This is a genomic window from Bacillus cereus group sp. RP37 (genome assembly GCF_040459695.1).
Lineage (GTDB): Bacteria > Bacillota > Bacilli > Bacillales > Bacillaceae_G > Bacillus_A.
Window position 1 is genome coordinate 2,345,235 of sequence record NZ_JARVHP010000001.1, and the last position, 20,651, is coordinate 2,365,885.

Here is a 20,651-nt window from a genome sequence, read left to right on the forward strand (position 1 = left end):
TATGTTTTTAAACCAGTTGTTACTACGTGAAACATTGATGAATCAGAATGTATGTGAATTTAAAACAAAGAATATTTTCAAAAATATTACAAATTCAGACAACACCTTGTAAATTATCTGAATTTTCATTATTATATAAACGTTATAACGTATTTAATATTGGGGAGGAATAGGGATGAAGAAAAAGCCTTTTAAGGTGCTGTCTACGCTGGCGGCGACAGCTGTGCTTAGTTGCACATTTGGATTTGGTAGTCAATCTGTTTATGCGGCAACGCCGTCTAATACAGGAACTGTAAGTCCAATTGATGAAAATGTAGTTCAAGAGGATCGTTTAGCAGATGCGCTCAAGAAACGTGGGGTAATTAGTGAATCTGCATCGAAAGAAGACACATTAAAAGCTGTTGAAAAATACGTAGAGAAGAAAAAAGGTGAAAATGCTGGAAAAGAACCAGCAGGGGATAGTGTCTCAAGAGAAGCTTTTGACTTTTTGAAAAAAGTTAAAGATGCAAAAGCAGATGCGAAAGAAAAAGTTGATCAACCTGCTAGTGGCCCAGTAGTAGGACAAGCGCCGGTTAAAGGGGGATTAAACGGCAAAGTACCAACTACTCCAGCGAAGCAAAAACAATATAATGGTGATGTTCGTAAAGATAAAGTTCTAGTATTGCTAGTAGAGTTTGCTGACTTTAAGCATAACAATATTGATCAAGTACCAGGTTATATGTATTCAAATGATTTTAATCCAGAACATTATCAAAAAATGTTATTTGGGAATGAGCCGTTTACACTATTTGATGGTTCAAAAGTTCCAACATTTAAACAATATTATGAAGAGCAATCTGGTGGCAGTTATACAGTCGATGGGACAGTAACAAAGTGGTTGACAGTTCCTGGTAATGCGGCGGATTATGGGGCAGATGCTGGAGATGGTGGTCATGATAATAAAGGACCAAAAGGACCACGTGATTTTGTAAAAGAAGCATTAAATGCAGCTGTAGAAAGTGGCATTGATTTATCTGAATTTGACCAATACGACCAATATGACAATAATGGTGATGGCAATAAAAACGAACCAGATGGTTTGATTGATCATTTAATGGTCATTCACGCTGGAGTTGGACAAGATGGAGGCGGTGGTAGACTAGGTGATGATGCAATTTGGTCACATCGCTGGAACCTTGGAACACCATATCCAATTGAAGGAACAAAAGCAAAGGTTGATAACTGGGGCGGTAAAATGGCGGCATACGACTACACAATTGAGCCGGAAGATGGGGCAGTTGGTGTATTCGCACATGAATTTGGTCATGATTTAGGCCTTCCAGATGAGTATGATACGAAGTACTCAGGAGCAGGTGAGCCAATTAACTCTTGGTCTGTTATGAGCGGCGGTAGTTGGGCTGGTAAAATTGCAGGTACAACGCCACCGAGTTTCTCTCCGCAAAACAAAGAGTATTTTCAAAAAAACATGGGTGGGAACTGGGCAAATATTGTAGAGGTTGACTATGATAAATTAAATCGCGGTATCGGTTTGGCGACGTACTTAGATCAAAGTGTAACGAAATCAAATCGTCCTGGCCTGATTCGGGTTAACTTACCAGATAAAGATGTGAAGGGTATTCAACCTGCATTCGGTAAGAAATATTACTATAGTACAAAAGGCGATAATCTTCATACAACATTAGAAACACCAATGTTTGATTTAACAAATGCAACACAGGCGAAATTTGATTACAAAACATTGTATGAAATTGAAACAGAATATGACTTCCTTGAAGTACATGCAGTGACAGAAGATGATAAGAAAACGTTAGTGGATCGCATTGGTGAAAAGAATGTGAAAAATGGTCTAGACACAACGGATGGTAAATGGGTAGATAAGTCATATGACTTAAGCCAATTTAAAGGTCAAAAAATAAAACTAGTATTCGAATACATTACAGATGGTGGTTTAGCACCGAACGGTTTTACGCTTGATAACGCTACATTAACTGTAGATGGAAATGTCGTCTTCTCTGATGATACAGAAGGCGAAGCGAAATTAAAATTAAATGGTTTCGTTGTATCAAATGGTTTTGATAAGAAGAAACATAACTACTATTTAGAGTGGAGAAACTACGCTGGCGCTGATCAAGCGTTAAAATATAGTAGCGGTGTACCATATAATACAGGTCTTGTAGTATGGTATGCAGACTCAAGCTTTACAGATAATTGGGTGGGTCTACATCCAGGTGAAGGTTTCTTAGGAGTTGTTGACTCTCACCCAGAAGCAATTGTTGGAACGCTAAACGGCAAACCAACTGTAAAAAATAGTACACGATACCAAATCGCAGATGCTGCGTTCTCCTTTAACCAAGCGCCAGCATGGAAAGTTGTATCTCCAACACGTGGAACATATGATTACAAAGGATTACCAGGTGTAACGAAGTTTGATGACTCTAAATCGTATATGAATGATTTAATCCCAGATGCAGGACGTAAAGTACCGAAGCTGGGACTGAAATTTGAAGTAGTTGGACAAGCAGATGATAATTCTGCAGGTGCAGTTCGTTTATATCGATAATAATGGAGAAGCTGTTGAAGGGGGAGTCCTTTCAACAGCTTTTTTTACAGAAACATAAATTTTAAGTTATTAATAAAATAATAGAAATTACTAAGCAAGCGGGCTCATTTCTTTAAGCCAGCCGCATAAAAAGGTCCATGAACTGCGATTGTTGATAAAATATGAGCAATTTCCTCAGGTGTTTCTTTTTGCCCGTTATTTAACCATTGCTGGATGACACCTATATGAGCGGATGCCATATAAGAAGTTAAGTATTGGCTTGGGACAAGTAAATTTTCCTTATTAATGAGAGCACCATTCGTATCTTCAAATAATGTTTTCCACATAAAGTCTTTCAGTTTTGTTTGGAAAGATAAATCTCCTTTTGGGCTAAGTACAGCTTTCATAAAATCACTATTTTCATTTAGAAACTCAAGAATAGAAGTGATAAGTAAAAATGGCATTGTTGGGGAAGGATTTGATCCAAGATCCGCAATAACTTCTGGAAACTTCCGTTTTGCAATGCTAGAAAACTCATACATAATTTCCTCTTGGCATTTCGTCATTAAATCAAATTTATCTTGATAATGTGTATAAAACGTACCACGATTGATGTTTGCTTTCGTTGTAATGTCCTTCACTGTAATGGCGTCAAAACCTTTTTCTTCAATTAACTCAACCAATGCGTTTCGTATGGCAGTTTTCGTACGAACAACACGTAAATCTAAATTACTATCGCGCAAAGCATGTACCTCCTTAATTTTTTTCAACACTTTTTAAGAATGTGTCTTATAACCGACACATTCACGATTTTTGATTATTGTATAAGGTTCAACTCAAACATATAATTCAAAATATAAATAAACAACACGTTGTTGGTTATTATAAATCAAATGATAGGAGGAGAAAAGAAAATGTTTAAAAATAAACTTTTATTGTTATCACCAGTTATTGCACTACTTGTTGTTTTTATTTTTTCATTAACATTATTTCCAACCGTTCAACCTAAGCCGAAAAACTTGCCAATCGCAATTGTAAATGAGGATCAAGGAGTAGAAATTCCGAATCAACCGAAAACGAATATGGGGCAAACGATTGTTGATAATATGAAAAAGACATCAAAAGCAGAGGAAGAACCTGCGGTGAAGTGGGTAGAAGTAAAAAATAAGGAATCCGTGCAAAAAGGTTTAAATAATCAAGAGTATTATGCAGCATTAGTCATTCCGAAAGACTTTAGCACAAAACAAGCATCATTACGAACACCACAGCCATCTTCGCCAGAGGTAGAAATATTCATCAATCAAGGAATGAATACAGCGGCATCAACTATGGCAGGACAAATGTTAAATGCGATCGTTGATAATATGAACAATACTGTTCGTACACAACTATTAGATGGATTGAAAGCGAAAGGTGCTACTTTAACAGCAGACCAAGTTTCGAATGTAGTAACACCGATTATGAAGAAAGTGACAAATGTAAATGAAATCGGAAAAAATAGTGCGAACGGTAACTCACCAATTTCTTTATTCCAGCCGTTATGGATTGCAAGTTTAGCGAGCGCAGCGCTTATCTTTATTGCGATAAGTAAAATGCCGCTTCGTACAAGAAACGAAAACTTTGTATTAAAACTAAAGCAAATCGGAACAGGCGCCATTGCCGCGCTTGTCATTGGGTTCGGTCTTACATGGAGTGCAGATGGTATGGTAGGACTAAACATTTCAAATTTCACTGATACGGCCTTATTTTTATCCATTACATCGTTTAGTTTCTTCTTAATGATATCGGCGGTACTTTCATTAGTTGGACTAAAGGGAATCAGTGTATTTGCTCTCTTACTATTCTTCGGGGCACCGTTATTATCGTTAGCACCTGAAATGTTGTCGCCATTTTATCAAGATTGGGTGTATGCATGGTTGCCAATGCGATTTATGATTGAGGGGCTTAGAGAAATATTATTCTTCGGAAAAGGGTTAAGCTGGAGTACACCTCTTACTGTACTCGTTTGGATTGGCGTAGTAAGTATGATTATTATTTTAGCGACTGCTTTCAAACGTAGTATAGTAAAGGAACATAAAACGGAAGTGAATGCATAAGAGATAAAAACGTTTCACTAGGAGTGAAGCGTTTTTATTTCTTATTAACTTATAGGTTAAAGAGAATAGAAGCGTTCGAATTTGCGGTTCCTTATTTTATACATGCTCCTGTTATTTCAAATTGCATAAAATGTTATGCGGAATAACGGAGGGGATAGGATGTATAATTCGAATTATTATGATTGGTATAGGCAAAATGATAAGCTGATTCGTGATATTGAGAAAGCAATTAATGGAGAGTTTAGTGCTATAAATTGCTATGCGAAATTAGCTAACATGGCTCCAAATGCGGCGGAACGAAATCAAATTCTTGAAATTCGTAACGATGAAATAAAGCATTTTCATCAGTTTGTACAGATCTATACAAATTTAACTGGTCAGCAGCCGAAACCACAAATTTCAGAAGAATGCCCGAATACGTACTTACAAGGATTAGAATTCGCTATACAAGATGAACAGAAGACAGTAGATTTTTACTTGGAAATTTCAGATGAAACATCGGATGCACATCTGAAAGAGTTGTTGCGCAGAATAGCTGCCGATGAACAAAATCATGCGGTGTGGTTTTTATATTATTTTGTGAAGATGAGGTGAATATTGAAGGAATTAAAACCGTTTCACTAGTAGTGGGACGGTTTTTTGATGGAATACAAGTTGTAAAATAGATATCTTGAAGGTGTAGTGAGTAATCTTGGTATATAATGTATAAAACGTAAATTAATAAAGAGAGAGGTAAGTATATGAAAGGGGAACGGCAATATGGAGAGAAACACAGTTGAAGAATACACAATTCGAACTGCTACGGAAGAGGAAAGTGATAGCATTATCACTCTATTAAAAGAAGTAGCAGAGTGGCTACAGCATAAAGAAGTGAATCAATGGCAGTATCTGTTAGGGGGAGAGGCTACGGCTGAAATATTAGAAGGTATAAGAGAGAAATATACATATGTGGTTATGAAAGAAGATGAAATTATCGGTACGGTTACCGTATCTCCTAAACAAAATGAATGGGATGAGCGTATTTTTGGTAAGGAGGAAGTTTCTAATTCTTTATACATTCATAGATTTGCAGTGAAACGGAAGTATAAGGGGAATGGAATCGGAGAATGGATTTTACAGTGGGTAGAAGAGAATGTACAACATGAAAAAGAGTTTTTGAAACTAGATTGTGTAGGGCATAATCGTACGTTGAATGATTTTTATAAGAAAAATGGTTTTGAATATGTTGGGAGTACAGATGGACTTAGTAAGTTTCAAAAAAGAAGGGGGTAAGTGAATGAATCAAATTCATACGGATTTAGTTAAAAGGTTGATAGGGGAACAGTTTCCTAAATGGGCACATTTAGAAGTGAAACCTGTAAAGTTTAGTGGGCATGATAATAGAACGTTTCATCTAGGGGATGAGATGAGTGTAAGATTGCCAAGTGATGCAGCATATGCACCACAAGTAGAGAAGGAAAATAAGTGGTTACCTATATTAAGTAAGGAACTTTCTTTACCGATTTCTACACCACTTGCGAAAGGAAATCCATCTGAATCGTATCCGTGGCCATGGTCTATCAATAAGTGGATAGAGGGAGAAACAGTTACGAAACAAAATGTCCGTGACTTAAATGAATTTGCGGCGGACTTAGGATCGTTTTTAGTAGAATTGCAATCCATTGATGCGAGTAATGGACCGGTAGCTGGAGCACATAATTTTTACCGAGGCGGGCTTATAACTGTATATGATGAAGAGGCGAGAGGTGCTATCGAAAATAATAAGGACGTTTTTGATGAAACAGTAATAAAGCATCTTTGGGATTTAGCACTTCAGTCAACGTGGGAGCGTAAGCCAGTTTGGGTTCATGGGGATGTTGCACCAGGAAACTTACTCGTTAAGGACGGGAAGCTTTGTGCCATAATTGATTTTGGTATTTTAGGAGTGGGAGATCCGGCTTGTGATGCAGCGATGGCATGGACATTTTTTGATAAAAGTAGTAGAAATGTTTTTAAAGAAGTATTACGCATAGATGAAGAAACGTGGAATAGAGCAAGAGGATGGGCACTTTGGAAAGCGTTCATTACATATGATGCGAATAAGACTAGTAATAAGAAAGTGGCAGAAGAATCGTATCGTGTCATTCAAGTGATTGTTGATGATTATAAGAGGTAGTAGAAAAAGCCTATTTTAAAATAGGCTTTTTCATATGACTAAATATTAGAAATGGAAAGAAGGAATGTAACATTATTATACAGAATATTTAGATAAATAGGAGGTGTCGAATTTTGAGTGAAATTGAATTAAAAAGGAATGTAATTAAGACAGGGAGTGAGAAGAGGATCATTCTTCGGTTTATACTCGCTAGTCTAGTTGGAGTGTTTATGTTTTTCGTACCAGTTACGATAAATGGTGCTTCGTCCATTATGATTGATCATATCGTATCATGGATTCGTACTTCAGTTCCGAGCGTAGTACCTTATTACGCACTACTTGTTATGGTAATGGGTGCGATTTATCCATTTTATACGAAAAAATGGAATGCATCTATCGTAGACATTTGTTTTTCTATTTTAAAGGTAGTTGGCGTCGTTTTTGGTGTATTATATTGTTTGAAAGTAGGGCCAGCTTGGTTCTTTGCACAAGATGTAGGGCCATTTTTGTATGAAAAATTAGTAATATCAGTAAGTTTACTCGTTCCAATTGGCTCGGCTTTTTTAGCGTTATTAGTTGGATACGGATTACTTGAATTTATCGGTACATTTTGCCGTCCAATTATGAGACCTTTATGGAATACACCAGGACGATCAGCAATCGATGCGGTTGCTTCCTTTGTGGGGAGTTATTCGCTTGCACTTCTTATTACGAATCGCGTGTATAAAGAAGGAAAGTATACGACAAAAGAAGCAGCCATTATCGCTACAGGTTTTTCTACAGTATCCGCAACATTTATGATCATCATCGCAAAAACATTAGACATTATGCATTTATGGAATGTTTATTTTTGGACTACTCTCGTTGTAACATTCATCGTAACTGCTATCACCGTAAGAATCCCACCACTTAGCAGAAAACCAGATACATATGTAACAGAAGAAGGGTTCCCAGAGCCTGTTTATAAAGAGAAAATGTTAGAACGCGCTTGGGAAGATGCGTTAGAAGTATCGAAAACTGCACCGAGTATTATGAAAAATATCGTAGTAAATTTAAAAGATGGCTTTATTATGACGATGGGGATTTTACCATCTATTATGTCTGTAGGATTAATTGGTATCGTCTTAGCGAAATTCACGCCAATATTTGATTGGATCAGTTATATCTTCTATCCTTTTACATGGCTATTACAATTACCAGAAGCAGACTTAGCTGCTAAAGCGGCATCCGTTGGTATTGCGGAAATGTTTTTACCTTCACTTTTAGTTGTAGGTGCACCGCTCGTAACAAAGTTTGTCATTGCGGTTGTTTCGGTATCATCTATATTGTTTTTCTCAGCTTCCATTCCTTGTATATTATCGACAGATATTCCGTTAAAAGTATCGGAACTTATTATTCTGTATGTACAGAGAACGATATTAACGTTGCTTATAATTACGCCGATTGCTTATTTGTTGCTTTAAAAGGAAAGGCGGGAATAGTTACTTTAAAGTTTTAAAAAGATACAATTATAAAAAAGAATCCTTCCATTTACAGAAGGATTCTTTTGTTTGGTATTTTTATCAAGTAAATACTCTAAAACGAAAAAGGTGTACACCTTTTTGATGTTTTATTTATTTTTCGTATATGATGTAATACTTCTTAAGAAAACTCCTAATCCTGCAAAAAAGAATCCTAAGCATAATAAGCTGCCAGGTGTTCCCCAGGTAATTTGATCTAGCATTTTTATATCCTCCCATTTATCCCATATTAATTAACCATAAAACGTTCACCGATTAAAGTTTCACTACATTATCATATAGTATTTTTTGGTTTTTATCCATATTTATCCACACTATCAAACTGAAAAATTGATCCATAAATGAAAAAACAATAATCTTTTATAGAAATAATAGCGCTTTTTGTATGCAAAACTTTAAAGAACGTACACTAGACCTTTAGAAAAAGAAAGATCTTACATGAAATGAAACCAATATAAATTTAGCTTGATGCAATGGGATTTACACGGTATTTGTTAGAGAGTTTTGCGGATGATTATGTGAGAAGGTATCAAAAATTAAATTAAGTGTAAGGGCATATACAAATGGGTTTTAATATTTTATTATTTATATAATGGAATATTATTTTGTGTGATATAGTAAGAAAAAGGGGGCTTACAAATGGAAATCATTCACGAAAGAGCAAAGTTACGGTTAATAGATAGTGATGATGTCGAAAGTTTGTTTTCGATTGTAGAAGGAAATCGGGATATTTGGGCGTATTTAATCTCTAAAATGGATACTGCGCAAGATATGCAGCAATATGTTCAAAAAGCGATACAGGGTTATGGGAAGGGGACTCAAATCCCTTTCGTTGTAGTGGATCAACAGACGAATACGATTGTAGGAAGTACACGTCTATATAATATTTCAGTAGAAGATAAAACAGTCGAGTTAGGCCAAACGTGGTATCATCCAAGTGTGCAACGTACGAGTATAAATACTGAGTGTAAGTATTTGCTTCTCCAGTATGCTTTTGAAAAATTGCATATGCTGAGGGTACAAATTAAGACAGATGCAAGAAATGAAAAAGCACAGCGAGCAATTGAAAGGTTAGGTGCAGTTAAAGAGGGTGTGCTTAGAAATGAAAGAAAATTGCCGAATGGCTATGTGAGAGATGCGGTTGTGTATAGTATCATCTCGAGTGAATGGCCAGGCGTAAAAGAACAATTGCTAGAAAAATTAGAGTTGTATAAAGAAAAGTTATAATTCGTGTTTTGAAAGGTATATTGTTCGTGAGGTATGAAAAATATACCTTTTTTCTTACAAAATGCTACTTTATTTTAATTCCTTTTGTTTCATCGTTCCCTTCTGAGAAAAAATTCGTTACAATGTAGTTGTATGGTAATAAACTTATGAATTTTAAAATGTAATGAAAACCGCAAATGAAAATGAATTGATAATCCTCAATTTTAAATGAAAACCCTTTTATATATAAATAACAAGTAAAGTTCCTTCTTTTAAATAAATTCAAACAAAACGATTTGATAAAAATGTTTTTTTATAGAAGTATGGATGATGTACGGAGGCAATTACAAATGAAAGAAAATAAGAAGAGTAAGAAAAGACGAATCTTTCAAGTATTTTTACTAATGATTTGTTCTGCTATTTTATATGTAAGTTACGCAGCTTACGATATTTGGAGCTATCGTTTTAAAACAGATGATAGCGTGAGAACGGATGCTGGTATCGTACTAGGAGCAGCTTCATGGAATGGAAAACCATCTCCTGTATTTAAAGAAAGAATTAATCATGCGATTTCTTTATATAAGAACGGAAATATTAAAAAGATTATTTTTACAGGTGGTACAAAGTTTGAGGCAGAGCTTGAGGAAGCGCGTACTGCAAGAGTATATGCAATGAAACAAGGTGTAAAAGAGGAAGATATTTTAATTGAAACAAAATCCCTTTTCACTGAAGAAAATTTAAAGAATGCGAAGGAAGTTGGAATAGAGAACGGAATACGCACATACACGATTGTAAGTGATCCACTTCATATGAAACGCGCAATGAGAATCGCAAAACATATTAATATTGAAGCGTATGCTTCACCAACGCCGACATCAGCATATAAAACGTTAGATACAGAAATACCATTCTTCTTTAAAGAATTATTCTCGTATATTGGATATGTAACCTCTTTGCCGTTAAAGGCATTGAAGGGAGACTAATAAGAAAAGAACCTATCTTTCAATAGGAACTTTTCTTATTAGTCAAAAACATTGTATTTTTATCGGAATAGTGAAACAATAGAGAGGTAGCTTCATATAATCATAATGACAAAATGAACGGTTTATGAATCGAACATAAAGGAGATTATAGTATGGCACTCTCATTTGTTGAAACAGAAGAACAATCTTTCATTATTGAACAAATAAATACATTGATTCCGAAGTTCATGGAAAGAGAGCATCAATTAAGTGAATTAGGATCATTTCCGTATGAAAATATAAATGATTTGAAAGATATCGGATATACGAAATTAACGTTACCGAAGGAATTTGGTGGTAGTGCGATTTCTTTATATGACTTCGTTTTATTTCAAGAGAAAATCGCGGAAGGCTGCGGAGCTACTGCATTATCGATTGGCTGGCATCTTGGCATTGTGAAAGAGCTAGCGGAAAATCGCTCTTGGAATGATGAGATGTTCAAATGGTTTTGCGAAGAAGTACGTAACGGGGCGCTCTTTAACAGGGCGGCAACAGAGCCGAAAACAGGGAGTCCGACGCGTGGTGGAAAACCAGAAACAATAGCGGTTCAACAAGGCGAGAAGTGGATTATAAATGGAAGAAAAACTTTTACAACGATGGCGCCAGTACTTGATTATTTTATTATTTCAGCAAGTATGGAAGGCCGAGATGAAGTTGGTGAGTTTGTTATTCCAAAGAATACACAAGGCGTAACGATTGAAGAGACATGGGATAGTATCGCAATGCGAGGAACTGCGAGCCATGATCTCGTTTTGCAAAATGTAGAGATTGAGGACTGCTTTTTTACGGACATAAAAGGAGGGAAAGTGAAACAAAAGGGTAACTAACTGTTACGATTTATTTAACCAATTATAACGAAAGTTAATTAAATATATCAGTAAGCCCTGCTAGTCAAGTGATTGGCTAGTAGTGAGGGTTAACTGCGGGCAATCCCTAAAGCTGGTTGAACTACAACGTGGCTAGAAATGGCGAGCGTGAATGTTGCGAAAGCAGAAAAAATCAATCAGATGGTGCAAGGTTAAATCCTAAACATTAGAACAATGGGTCTTCCGCATCGAATCATCTAAGTTAAAATTGATAAGATGAACGTTCAACGACTATCTCGTATAACTGACGAGAGTACACCACAAGCCTATGGTGGTGGAAAAATCCTCTATCTCTAAGGAGATAAACATATAGTCTGCGCTCATGTGAAAACATGAGAAGTTCATAAGAGAACTGGCTAAGGAATTGCGCCCTTAGTTGAACAAGATAAATTTTATTAAATCTATCAAACTTCATTGAAAATATCGAACGTACGTGCTATGTTGGATTCAATGAGGTGGGAATAATAATGAAATTTTCACGAGTTAGTCAAGTATCAGAATTAACAGGTTTGCATCCGAGTAGTCTAAGGAGAATGCTGGTGGAACACGCTACGATTCAGAAGAACAAATCTTTCATTAAAGGAGTTACATTCTGATGATATTGGCGAAGAAAGTCAGACTGATTCCAACGCCTGAACAAGAACAAGTGCTTAGAAACCATGCTGGAGCTGCAAGATTCGCTTATAACTATTGTAAAAGAATGAGTGATAGATACTATAAGCTATTTGGAAAATCTGTTTCACAGTTAGCTTTACAGAAACGATTTACAAAGATCAAGAAGCGAAAGAAATATGAGTGGTTAAAAGACATCAATGCACAAGTTCCTAAACAGGCTTCAAAAGATTTTGATACGGCGAGAAAATATTCGTTCAAAAAGTACAAAAATGGTTCTCACACTTCTTATAAATCCAAAAAAGATTTAATCCAAGGATTTTATGCCAATTATGAAAGACTGACTATAGGAAAGAAAGTAGTTCATATTCAGTCTATTGGAGAAGTGAAAACAAGCCAACAACTACCAAGAAACAAAAAACCATCCAATCCAAGAGTTACCTTTGATGGTCGTCACTGGTGGATTAGTGTAGGATTCCAAGAAGACTTTGAATTACAAGAACTAACGAATGAGTCGATTGGTGTGGATGTTGGTTTAAAAGAGCTTTTTGTAGCTTCTAATGGTATGAAAGAACGAAATATAAACAAAGATGCCAAGGTTAAAAAACTTTTGAAAAGGAAAAAGTCAGCACAAAGAGATATGTCTAGGAGATTTAAAAAAGGTGCAAAAATTCAATCTGCCGGATATGAAAAAGCGAAAGCTGAGCACCTGCGGTTATCTAGGAAAATTACGAATATCCGAAATAACCATATCCATCAAGCAACAGCTAAATTGGTGAAAACCAAACCAATGAGGATTGTTGTGGAAGACTTATCTATCTCAAACCTGTTAAAAAACAAAAAGCTATCGAAAGCATTTTCATTCCAAAAATTAAACTTCTTCTTTCAATGTTTATCATACAAGTGCGAGAAGTATGGCATTGCGTATGTAAAAGCTGATAAATGGTTCGCCTCAAGCAAGATTTGTTCATGTTGTGGCATGAAATACGACCATTCAGTTCAACCAGAAGGACAGTGGAGTTTAAAAATACGTGAGTGGCGTTGTGCTTCATGCAATAGCCATCACGATAGGGATGTAAATGCGTCGACAAATTTATCAAGATGGGTAAAATAAATGCTTGATAATAGGAGGTAACGATACTGCCTCGTGTGGAGTGTTATACCCCTCGTCCCTTCGGGGTTGCGAGAACACGATGAAGCACTAACTTGTGTAAATTTGATTGAATTGTATAGATTTAGTTAAGTTTATCGTATCGGTATTGGCTGGTTGCTACATATACCAGCATGTTATTTAGGAATTGCACAAGCAGCAAGAAATTATGCAGTTCAATTTGCGGGATCATACAAACCAAATAGTTTAAATCATTCTATTAGTTTATTGCCGAATGTTAGAAGATTAGTTGGAGAATTAGAACTTGAGCTTATGCAAGCTCGCGTCTTTTTATATCAAATTGCGAAAAAGTACGATGAGGCAGAGGATAAACTATCATTACAAGCTGAACTAGCAGCAGTAAAATATGCCGTAACGAATGCGGCAATATCTATTGTAGATAAAGCAATGCGCATCGTAGGAGCAAAAAGTTTATCAGAAAAAAATCCACTTCATCGCTACTATTTAAACGTCAGAGCAGGATTGCACAATCCGCCGATGGATGATGCAACACTGTCTATATTAGCGGATGCGGCGTTTCGGTCGTAGTTTTTAAAGCTTACATTTTATAGTTTATGGATCATATAGTTGTTTTGAAAGCACGTGTTTGATTAGTAATCGAACACGTGCTTTTTATGTGCAGAAACGTACCAAGTTGAGATGTAGGTTTTTAATGTAAATGGTTATCATGGTTTTGTGATTGTTTCTTGTTGAAAAATTCTTATCGTAATGCCAGTTTGGAACCTTTGTAAATAATTATTGAATTTAATCCCAAATCAATGGTCTTTCCAAATCTACCATTCGTAAATATTGTAAAAATTGACCAGCATGGACCGCATCATGATAGGCAATTCGTAATAGCATGTCGCCTAAATATCTTTGATAGCCAACATCGCTTCGATCAATAAGGGTCGAATCTAGCTCAGCTATGCTTATGGATTGAACATATTCTATAAAGTCAGTAAAGTATACTTGTGCCAATTCAATTTCTTTTTTTACACAAGTAATTGGCTCGTCATCATACGGGATATGTATGTCATTTATTGAGCCGTTGTTTTTTAAAATCATATGATAGTAAAAAGTTGAGGTCCAAACATGACGAATCATCTCACCAAAGGACATGGCCTCATGATCAGGCTTCCAATTAAGAAAATTATCGGGAAGAGAATTCCATAATTTTTCTGAGCGCCTTCTCGTTTCTTTCAAATTTAATATACTAATATCAATTGCATTCATAATACATTCTCCTTTACTATTTAACTTAAAATAATTGTATCAATTTAACAGTTAGGGTATCATCGAAATATGAATGTATATCCGAATATCTCATATATAGCTAAACTAATTGCTGAACCTACGAGAGCAATTATTTTAGATTGTTTAATGAACAATCAGGCACTACCTGCTAGCGAATTGGCTTATAAGGCAAAAGTGTCACATCCAACGATTAGTTCTCATCTTTCTAAATTAGTAGAGGGGAATCTACTTACAGTTGAACAACATGGTAGACATCGTTACTATCGACTTGCTAATCAAGAGGTAGCAGAAGTTCTTGAAAAGTTAGGAACAATTGCACCAACAGTCCAAGTTCGGTCTTTAAAACAATCGGACCAACTAAAACAAATTCGTTATGCTCGAACTTGCTATGATCATCTTGCAGGCAGACTCGGTGTAGAGATAACTGAAAAATTACTACATAGGGAATTTATAATTTTAAAGGAAGGAGAATACATCGTAACGGAACAAGGTAAGCAATGGTTTCTGAATTTTGGAATAAATATTGAAACGGCAGATATAAAGAGAAGGGTATTTGCAAAACCTTGTCTTGATTGGAGTGAACGACGTTACCATATTTCTGGTTGGTTAGGAGCTGCAATAGCAACACTATTTTTTGAACAGGAATGGATTACAAAAACGGATAAGAATCGGGCTGTTCATCTTACAAAAAAAGGTACGAAATTGTTGAAGGACCAATTAGGCATTGACATGGACAATAAGAAAGTCCATCAAAATGCAGCGCCTCCTGTCGAGTAAGCAGTATTAAATAACCTGAGTTCTATATTTATATAGACTCAGGTTATTTCATTTCTTTTAAAATCTTTGAGGATATTTGCGCAAGGCAACTTTAAACTTATTCACTTTATGGAAAGAGGTTAAAGGAAAACATAGTAGTTGAAGCAATTCTATTAAATTAGTAATCATATTCATTGAAAATTATGCGTAAGAATATAGTAAATGAAGGGAGATATAAAATGAATAAAGTGAAACTGAAAGTATTTAATATAAAGTATGTAGTGATATGTATTTTATTCACGATTATATGTATCCTCACTTCATTCTTCATTTCTAGTAATTCAAACGTATTCAAATCGTATTATGTTAATCAATTATTAGGAAGTAATTCTACTAAAGGCCTTATGTATATGATAGGAAGTGAGAATCGATATTTTGCAGAAGAATTTCATAAAGAAAAAGGAAGAGCGTCTTTGGAATCTTTTTTACTTTCACTTTCTACAAATATTAATGTCAATGATCTCCGAAGTTTATTAACTCGAGAACTTCCAAATATGAATCAATTTTATTCGGAAATATTAATTGCTGGGGAAGGAACAGATTATACGAACATTCCTGAAGAATCCAGCATTCCTTTAGAGAATATTAAAGATAAAGGTTCTGCTATTGAACACCCAAAGAGTGAGAAAGAAAACAATTCAAATACACAAAATAACGGTGAAAATAAAGTTTTTATTTATCATACACATAGTTGGGAATCGTTTATTCCTCTTATTCCAGGTGCTACTATACCCGATGATGCTTCCAGTACAAATAATGAAGTGAATATTACGTTTGTTGGAAATTATTTAAAACAAAAGTTAGAAGAAAAAGGAATAGGTGTCTCACATGATACGACAAATATGAGGGATTTTCTGCGAAATAAAAATTTGAATTGGGCCCAATCTTACAAAGGATCCCGTCAAGTATTACAAGATAAATTAGCACAAGATAAAAATATTATGTTTCCAATGGATCTTCATAGAGATGATGCACGAAAAAATATTACAACAAAAAATATTAATGGAAAGAATTATGCTCGGCTTTATTTTATTTTAGGACGAGAGAATCCTAACTATGAAAAAAATAAAAAAATAGTAACGGCAATAAATTCATATTTAGATGAGAAGTATTACGGTTTAAGTCGAGGGATTTTTATTAAAGATCGTAAAAGCGGGAATGGAGTATACAATCAAGATCTTTCTCCAAATGCATTACTTATTGAAATGGGAGGCGTAGATAATACACCAGAAGAATTATATGCTTCCGTTGATGCATTAGTAGACGCATTTAGCCACTATTATAATGAAGTAACTAAGAAAAATAACTAAATATAATTGAAAAAATCTTTCTTTTCATTCTTCTTTTTATCGTTTTATAGGAGAATGCTATGCTTCTTATTTCACCTACTGTATAATAAGAAAAAAGCACGAAAAGAGGTTATCTCATGCTAGAGGTTATTGCAACATGTTTAGAAGATGTGAAACGAATTGAACGAGCTGGCGGGAAGCGAATTGAATTAATTTCATCTTATACAGAAGGCGGTTTAACGCCGAGTTATGCATTTATAAAAAAAGCGGTAGAAGCAGTACATATTCCAATTCACGTTATGATTCGTCCGCATGCAAAGTCTTTTACATATACGGAAGAAGAAATTGAAATGATGAAAGAAGATATTATAGTTGCGCAGGAATTAGGAGCAGCTGGTGTTGTATTAGGTGTACTAAACGAACAAAATGAAGTGGATGAAGAGAAACTAGCAGATTTATTGTCTGTTGTAGATGGAATAAATGTAACGTATCACCGTGCGATAGATGATATAGAAAATCCAGTGGAAGCGATGAAAACTTTAAAGAAATTTCATAAAGTGACTCACGTTTTAACTTCAGGTGGACAAGGAGATATAGTTGATAATATTCCGGTGCTTACAGAGATGCAAAAGGTAAGCGATGGTCAAATTCAACTTGTTGCTGGAGCTGGCGTGACGAAAGAAAATATAAAGCAATTGCTAGATGAAACTGGAATCACGCAAGCTCATGTCGGTACAGCGGTAAGAGAAGGGAAATCATGTTTTGCTGAAATTGATCTTAATATAGTACAAGAATTAGTTCGAATGATAAAGTGAAACTTTAATCAGTGGGGGGCATCCCCCATTGATTATTAGTTGAACCAATCGGGCTTTTACGGGCAGTTGATCCCCACCTAGCTTCTTTGTTTTCGCTGAATTTTGAGGTGGGGTCTTACTGCCCGTTAATACGGGATAAAATAAACACGTAAGAAAGAGGAGAAACGATGAAGGAAAATACGAAGAAAGAATTATTCTCATGGGCTAAAACGATAGGATTTACCCTTGTATTAATCGCAATTATTCGTGGTGTTTTATTTACACCGTCATTAGTACAAGGCGAATCAATGATGCCCACTTTAGAAAATAACGAACGAGTTCTTGTGAATAAGATTGGTTATAGTATAAGTGGATTAGATCGCTTTGATATTATCGTCTTCCACGGAAAAGAAGGATACGATTTAGTAAAACGAGTAATTGGTTTACCAGGTGATACAGTTGAGTATAAAAATGATGTTTTATATGTAAACGGAAAAGCAATGGAAGAACCATATTTAAAAGAGTTTAAAGAAAAAGCAGCAGGCCGTGTATTAACTCCAGACTTTACGTTAGAACAAATCACAGGAAAAACGAAAGTGCCAGAAGGCCAAGTGTTTGTTTTAGGGGATAATCGTGAAGTTTCTAAAGACGGTCGTATGTTTGGATTTATTTCAGAAGATGAAATTGTCGGAAAAGGACAAGCTGTTTTCTGGCCGTTGAAACAAGTAAGAGCGTTATAAAGCAAGTATGGGAGAAATATTCTTCCGGTGGATTTAAATCACATTTTTTGTGAAACTGAATGTTCAGTTAAGAAAGACAGAGGTCATTTTGATTATTATTTTTCAAAATGGCCTCTGTTTATTTGAAGATAATATTGAAAGGAGGGAATTAAGATGACAACGAAAGAATCAAAAGTTATCTTAAACAGGAAAGGAGCCAGGAAAGTAAACGAAATTCCTAAAGAGGTCTTACAGTTACTACAGCAAGGGAAAATAGAAAGTGTTAATCTAACAGAATGGCTAGCTATAAATCATATTGAACTACTTAAAAATGTCTTACCTTCAATAGGATTCAAGAATAGTTTGGAATATATAGTAGGTGAATTGGAAAAACAGAACGTTGAAACAGGAATGAAAGTCATACGAATAACAGGAACTTTACTGGATGAAATTATAATCAAAGAGAATGAAGGAAACAAGGAAGACGTACTGTTAAAATTATCTAAGCATATTTCAGATAGTGTACGATGTTGGGCAGCGTTTATGAATAAAAAATCAAATAACACATTAAAAGATACATTAGCGTATATTCGACCTTTTGCGGCGGATCATCATTTTGGTGTTCGAGAAATTGCTTGGATGTCAATTAGAGAAGATCTTTCACAAAATATAGAAGAAAGTGTGGAATTGTTAGTAGAATGGGCAAAAAGTGAAGATGAGAATATTCGCAGGTTCTCTGTAGAATCTATTCGTCCTCGAGGTGTATGGAGTAAACATATTGAAATATTAAAACAAGAACCTGAAAAAGCACTTCCCATTCTTAATTTACTTAAATTAGATCCATCAAAATATGTACAAGATTCGGTTGGAAACTGGTTAAATGATGCAAGTAAAACGAAACCGGATTGGGTAATGAACCTGTGTGAAGAATGGGAAAAGGATACTGACATAAAATCAACTAGTAGAATGATTAAAAAAGCTAAAAGAACGATTTTGAAAAATAAGTAATATGTAACTAATAGACTTGTTAGTTCTACGAAGGAACAATCAATCATGTTAAAAAAAGAATACTTTGAATAACTATGAGAAGAGCATGTATTGATCAATACATGCTCTTTATATTTTCTTTTATATCAGTGTTATTAATGAAAGGTGATCAAATTTTATTTCAAATCTAAACTTCCGTACTTTTTTATTGTAACTTTTATTCAAATAGTTTTGTAGCAACATGTACTTTGGAAAGTGAACCGTCTCTATTTCTAAAAATAATTTTATATTCACCGTCAGGAAGCCAATCACTCCAATTTATACTAAATTCACTTATCGCTTGTTCCCCTGGTTTTAAAGTTCCGTCAATCATCCAAGCACCTTTAGCGTTATATAAAGTATAACTAAAAGGAGAATCACCAGTATTTTGTACAAGAACGCTTAAGTTATCTTCATTAAAATAGTTGAAATTATAAGTGGTTGATCCGAAAAATGCAACGTCTTCGTTAGTTATGGCACGTTGTTCAATTTGAGAGTCTAGCTTAGTATCTTCGTTTGTAGCAAATGTCACATTATAACCTATACAAAAAGATAGCATAATAGCAGGAATCACTAGCAACTTTTTCAAAAGAAACACTCCTTATATTTCGTATTATGTATATAATAATTGAAAAATATTGAAATGTAATAGTTTAATGTAAAAATTTACAAATGTATATAATTATTTACGCTTATTTTAAATTACTGACAAAACATAAAGATTAAGTAATTGAAAAAAATATTGATAGAATTGAAAGAATATTTTATAATTTTAAATTATATGTTTGTTTCGAAAAACGGAATTCAAGTTCCGAAATTCGGAACAAGAGGGAGATAGAATGAGTATAAATAAAACGGCAGTTAAGACAATGGATATTTTGGAATTGTTTTATGAGCATGAAGAACTAAGTTTAACAGAGATGGTTCAGCTTACGAGTATGCCGAAAACATCTGTTTATCGTTTAATCGGCTCGTTAGAAGAAATGGAGTTTTTACAAAAAAACGAGAAGGGAAGGTATCGTCTAGGAGTCGTTTTTTTACGATTTGGTCAACTTGTTTCACAAAGGTTATCAGTAAGAAATATTGCGATCCCATATATGAAAGAGCTTAGGGATAGTTTAGGGCAGGCAGTTAATTTAATTATTCAAGATGGTAATGACGCGATTTATGTGGAAAAGATGGAAGGAGTTCAGCCGGTACGTGTGTATACGGCGGTTGGAAGACGAGCTCCACTTTATGCCGGTGCTTGTCCAAGAATTTTACTATCGTATTTCTCTGAGGAAGAGAAACGGAAATACATAGAGGAAACGGATTTAAAGCAGTTTGCAGATGGAACAATCGTGGATAAGAAGCAATTGCTAGAAGTGTTACAAATGGCGAAAAAGGAAGGACATACCATTAGCTACTCTGAGTTAGAAAATCATACTGCGGCTATAGCAGCGCCTATTTTTGCAAGCGATGGAACGGTTGTAGCAGGTATTAGTATTTCGGGATTAGCAATTGAGTATAGCGAAAGTAATATTTCATATTTTATCGCGAAGGTGAAAGAAACAGCACATCGCATTTCGAAAGAACTCGGCTTTTTGGCATAGAAAGAGGGAGTAG

General features: G+C 35.0%; 19 protein-coding genes and 2 pseudogenes. 18 read left to right on the forward strand and 3 right to left on the reverse strand.

All coding sequences use genetic code 11. The annotated features are described in order from the left end of the window. Window positions 1-175 precede the first annotated feature (175 nt). Window positions 176-2,560, forward strand: coding sequence for an immune inhibitor A domain-containing protein (locus QCI44_RS12445; protein WP_199641919.1), 2,385 nt, complete (start codon window positions 176-178; stop codon window positions 2,558-2,560). Between the two features lie 104 nt (window positions 2,561-2,664). Here the strand turns inward: QCI44_RS12445 and QCI44_RS12450 are convergent, their stop codons facing one another. Further along, complete coding sequence (locus QCI44_RS12450) at window positions 2,665-3,282, reverse strand: TetR/AcrR family transcriptional regulator (protein WP_098879035.1); 618 nt, start codon at window positions 3,280-3,282, stop codon at window positions 2,665-2,667. Window positions 3,283-3,432: 150 nt separating this feature from the next. Between QCI44_RS12450 and QCI44_RS12455 the strand changes: the two genes are divergently transcribed. From QCI44_RS12455 to QCI44_RS12505, 11 genes and pseudogenes are all read left to right on the forward strand, one after another. After that, window positions 3,433-4,635 carry a YhgE/Pip domain-containing protein gene (locus QCI44_RS12455; RefSeq protein WP_353811160.1) on the forward strand — a complete coding sequence of 401 codons (1,203 nt, stop codon included), beginning with the start codon at window positions 3,433-3,435 and terminating at the stop codon, window positions 4,633-4,635. A 159-nt stretch (window positions 4,636-4,794) separates the two neighbouring features. Further along, window positions 4,795-5,229, forward strand: coding sequence for a ferritin-like domain-containing protein (locus QCI44_RS12460; protein WP_353811161.1), 435 nt, complete (start codon window positions 4,795-4,797; stop codon window positions 5,227-5,229). A gap of 165 nt (window positions 5,230-5,394) precedes the next feature. Continuing rightward, window positions 5,395-5,907: a GNAT family N-acetyltransferase gene (locus tag QCI44_RS12465; RefSeq protein ID WP_016087281.1), complete on the forward strand. Its 513-nt coding sequence runs from the start codon at window positions 5,395-5,397 to the stop codon at window positions 5,905-5,907. Window positions 5,908-5,911: 4 nt separating this feature from the next. Beyond that, window positions 5,912-6,790, forward strand: coding sequence for an aminoglycoside phosphotransferase family protein (locus QCI44_RS12470; protein WP_098486864.1), 879 nt, complete (start codon window positions 5,912-5,914; stop codon window positions 6,788-6,790). A 113-nt stretch (window positions 6,791-6,903) separates the two neighbouring features. Then, window positions 6,904-8,232: a YjiH family protein gene (locus tag QCI44_RS12475; protein ID WP_016087283.1), complete on the forward strand. Its 1,329-nt coding sequence runs from the start codon at window positions 6,904-6,906 to the stop codon at window positions 8,230-8,232. Between the two features lie 696 nt (window positions 8,233-8,928). Next, window positions 8,929-9,516, forward strand: a complete 588-nt coding sequence (locus QCI44_RS12480; protein WP_098486866.1) for a GNAT family N-acetyltransferase — start codon at window positions 8,929-8,931, stop codon at window positions 9,514-9,516. A 329-nt stretch (window positions 9,517-9,845) separates the two neighbouring features. Then, on the forward strand, window positions 9,846-10,478 hold the full coding sequence (locus QCI44_RS12485) for a YdcF family protein (protein ID WP_000662227.1): 633 nt from the start codon (window positions 9,846-9,848) through the stop codon (window positions 10,476-10,478). Between the two features lie 152 nt (window positions 10,479-10,630). After that, window positions 10,631-11,338 (forward strand): annotated as a pseudogene (locus QCI44_RS12490) (acyl-CoA dehydrogenase family protein); the annotation flags it as partial. 512 nt (window positions 11,339-11,850) lie between these two features. Further along, a complete protein-coding gene (locus QCI44_RS12495; protein WP_000672785.1) occupies window positions 11,851-11,979 on the forward strand; it encodes a hypothetical protein in 129 nt (42 codons plus the stop codon). Next, entirely contained in the window at window positions 11,979-13,109 is a 1,131-nt protein-coding gene (locus QCI44_RS12500) for an RNA-guided endonuclease InsQ/TnpB family protein (protein ID WP_346724724.1), read from the forward strand. Before QCI44_RS12495 ends, QCI44_RS12500 begins: the two co-directional genes overlap by 1 nt. 141 nt (window positions 13,110-13,250) lie before the next feature. After that, window positions 13,251-13,694: pseudogene (locus QCI44_RS12505) on the forward strand (acyl-CoA dehydrogenase family protein); the annotation flags it as partial. Window positions 13,695-13,910: 216 nt separating this feature from the next. Here QCI44_RS12505 and QCI44_RS12510 read toward each other — a convergent pair. Then, entirely contained in the window at window positions 13,911-14,381 is a 471-nt protein-coding gene (locus QCI44_RS12510) for a DinB family protein (RefSeq protein ID WP_016087288.1), read from the reverse strand. Between the two features lie 69 nt (window positions 14,382-14,450). Between QCI44_RS12510 and QCI44_RS12515 the strand changes: the two genes are divergently transcribed. From QCI44_RS12515 to QCI44_RS12535, 5 genes are all read left to right on the forward strand, one after another. After that, the gene (locus QCI44_RS12515; RefSeq protein WP_353811162.1) at window positions 14,451-15,179 is read left to right on the forward strand and encodes an ArsR/SmtB family transcription factor; all 729 of its coding nucleotides are present in this window, start codon (window positions 14,451-14,453) and stop codon (window positions 15,177-15,179) included. Window positions 15,180-15,397: 218 nt separating this feature from the next. Beyond that, window positions 15,398-16,528: a stage II sporulation protein P gene (gene spoIIP, locus QCI44_RS12520; protein WP_016136754.1), complete on the forward strand. Its 1,131-nt coding sequence runs from the start codon at window positions 15,398-15,400 to the stop codon at window positions 16,526-16,528. Window positions 16,529-16,644: 116 nt separating this feature from the next. Then, window positions 16,645-17,322 carry a copper homeostasis protein CutC gene (locus QCI44_RS12525; RefSeq protein WP_016087291.1) on the forward strand — a complete coding sequence of 226 codons (678 nt, stop codon included), beginning with the start codon at window positions 16,645-16,647 and terminating at the stop codon, window positions 17,320-17,322. A gap of 167 nt (window positions 17,323-17,489) precedes the next feature. Beyond that, a complete protein-coding gene (gene lepB / locus QCI44_RS12530; protein ID WP_000662489.1) occupies window positions 17,490-18,041 on the forward strand; it encodes a signal peptidase I in 552 nt (183 codons plus the stop codon). A gap of 153 nt (window positions 18,042-18,194) precedes the next feature. Next, a complete protein-coding gene (locus QCI44_RS12535) occupies window positions 18,195-19,028 on the forward strand; it encodes a DNA alkylation repair protein (RefSeq protein ID WP_353811163.1) in 834 nt (277 codons plus the stop codon). A 196-nt stretch (window positions 19,029-19,224) separates the two neighbouring features. On the opposite strand, the gene QCI44_RS12540 is transcribed toward QCI44_RS12535, so the two are convergent. Continuing rightward, window positions 19,225-19,635, reverse strand: coding sequence for a hypothetical protein (locus QCI44_RS12540; protein ID WP_353811164.1), 411 nt, complete (start codon window positions 19,633-19,635; stop codon window positions 19,225-19,227). A gap of 250 nt (window positions 19,636-19,885) precedes the next feature. Here QCI44_RS12540 and QCI44_RS12545 point away from each other — a divergent pair, with 250 nt between their 5' ends. Continuing rightward, the gene (locus tag QCI44_RS12545; RefSeq protein ID WP_016134848.1) at window positions 19,886-20,638 is read left to right on the forward strand and encodes an IclR family transcriptional regulator; all 753 of its coding nucleotides are present in this window, start codon (window positions 19,886-19,888) and stop codon (window positions 20,636-20,638) included. Window positions 20,639-20,651 lie beyond the last annotated feature (13 nt).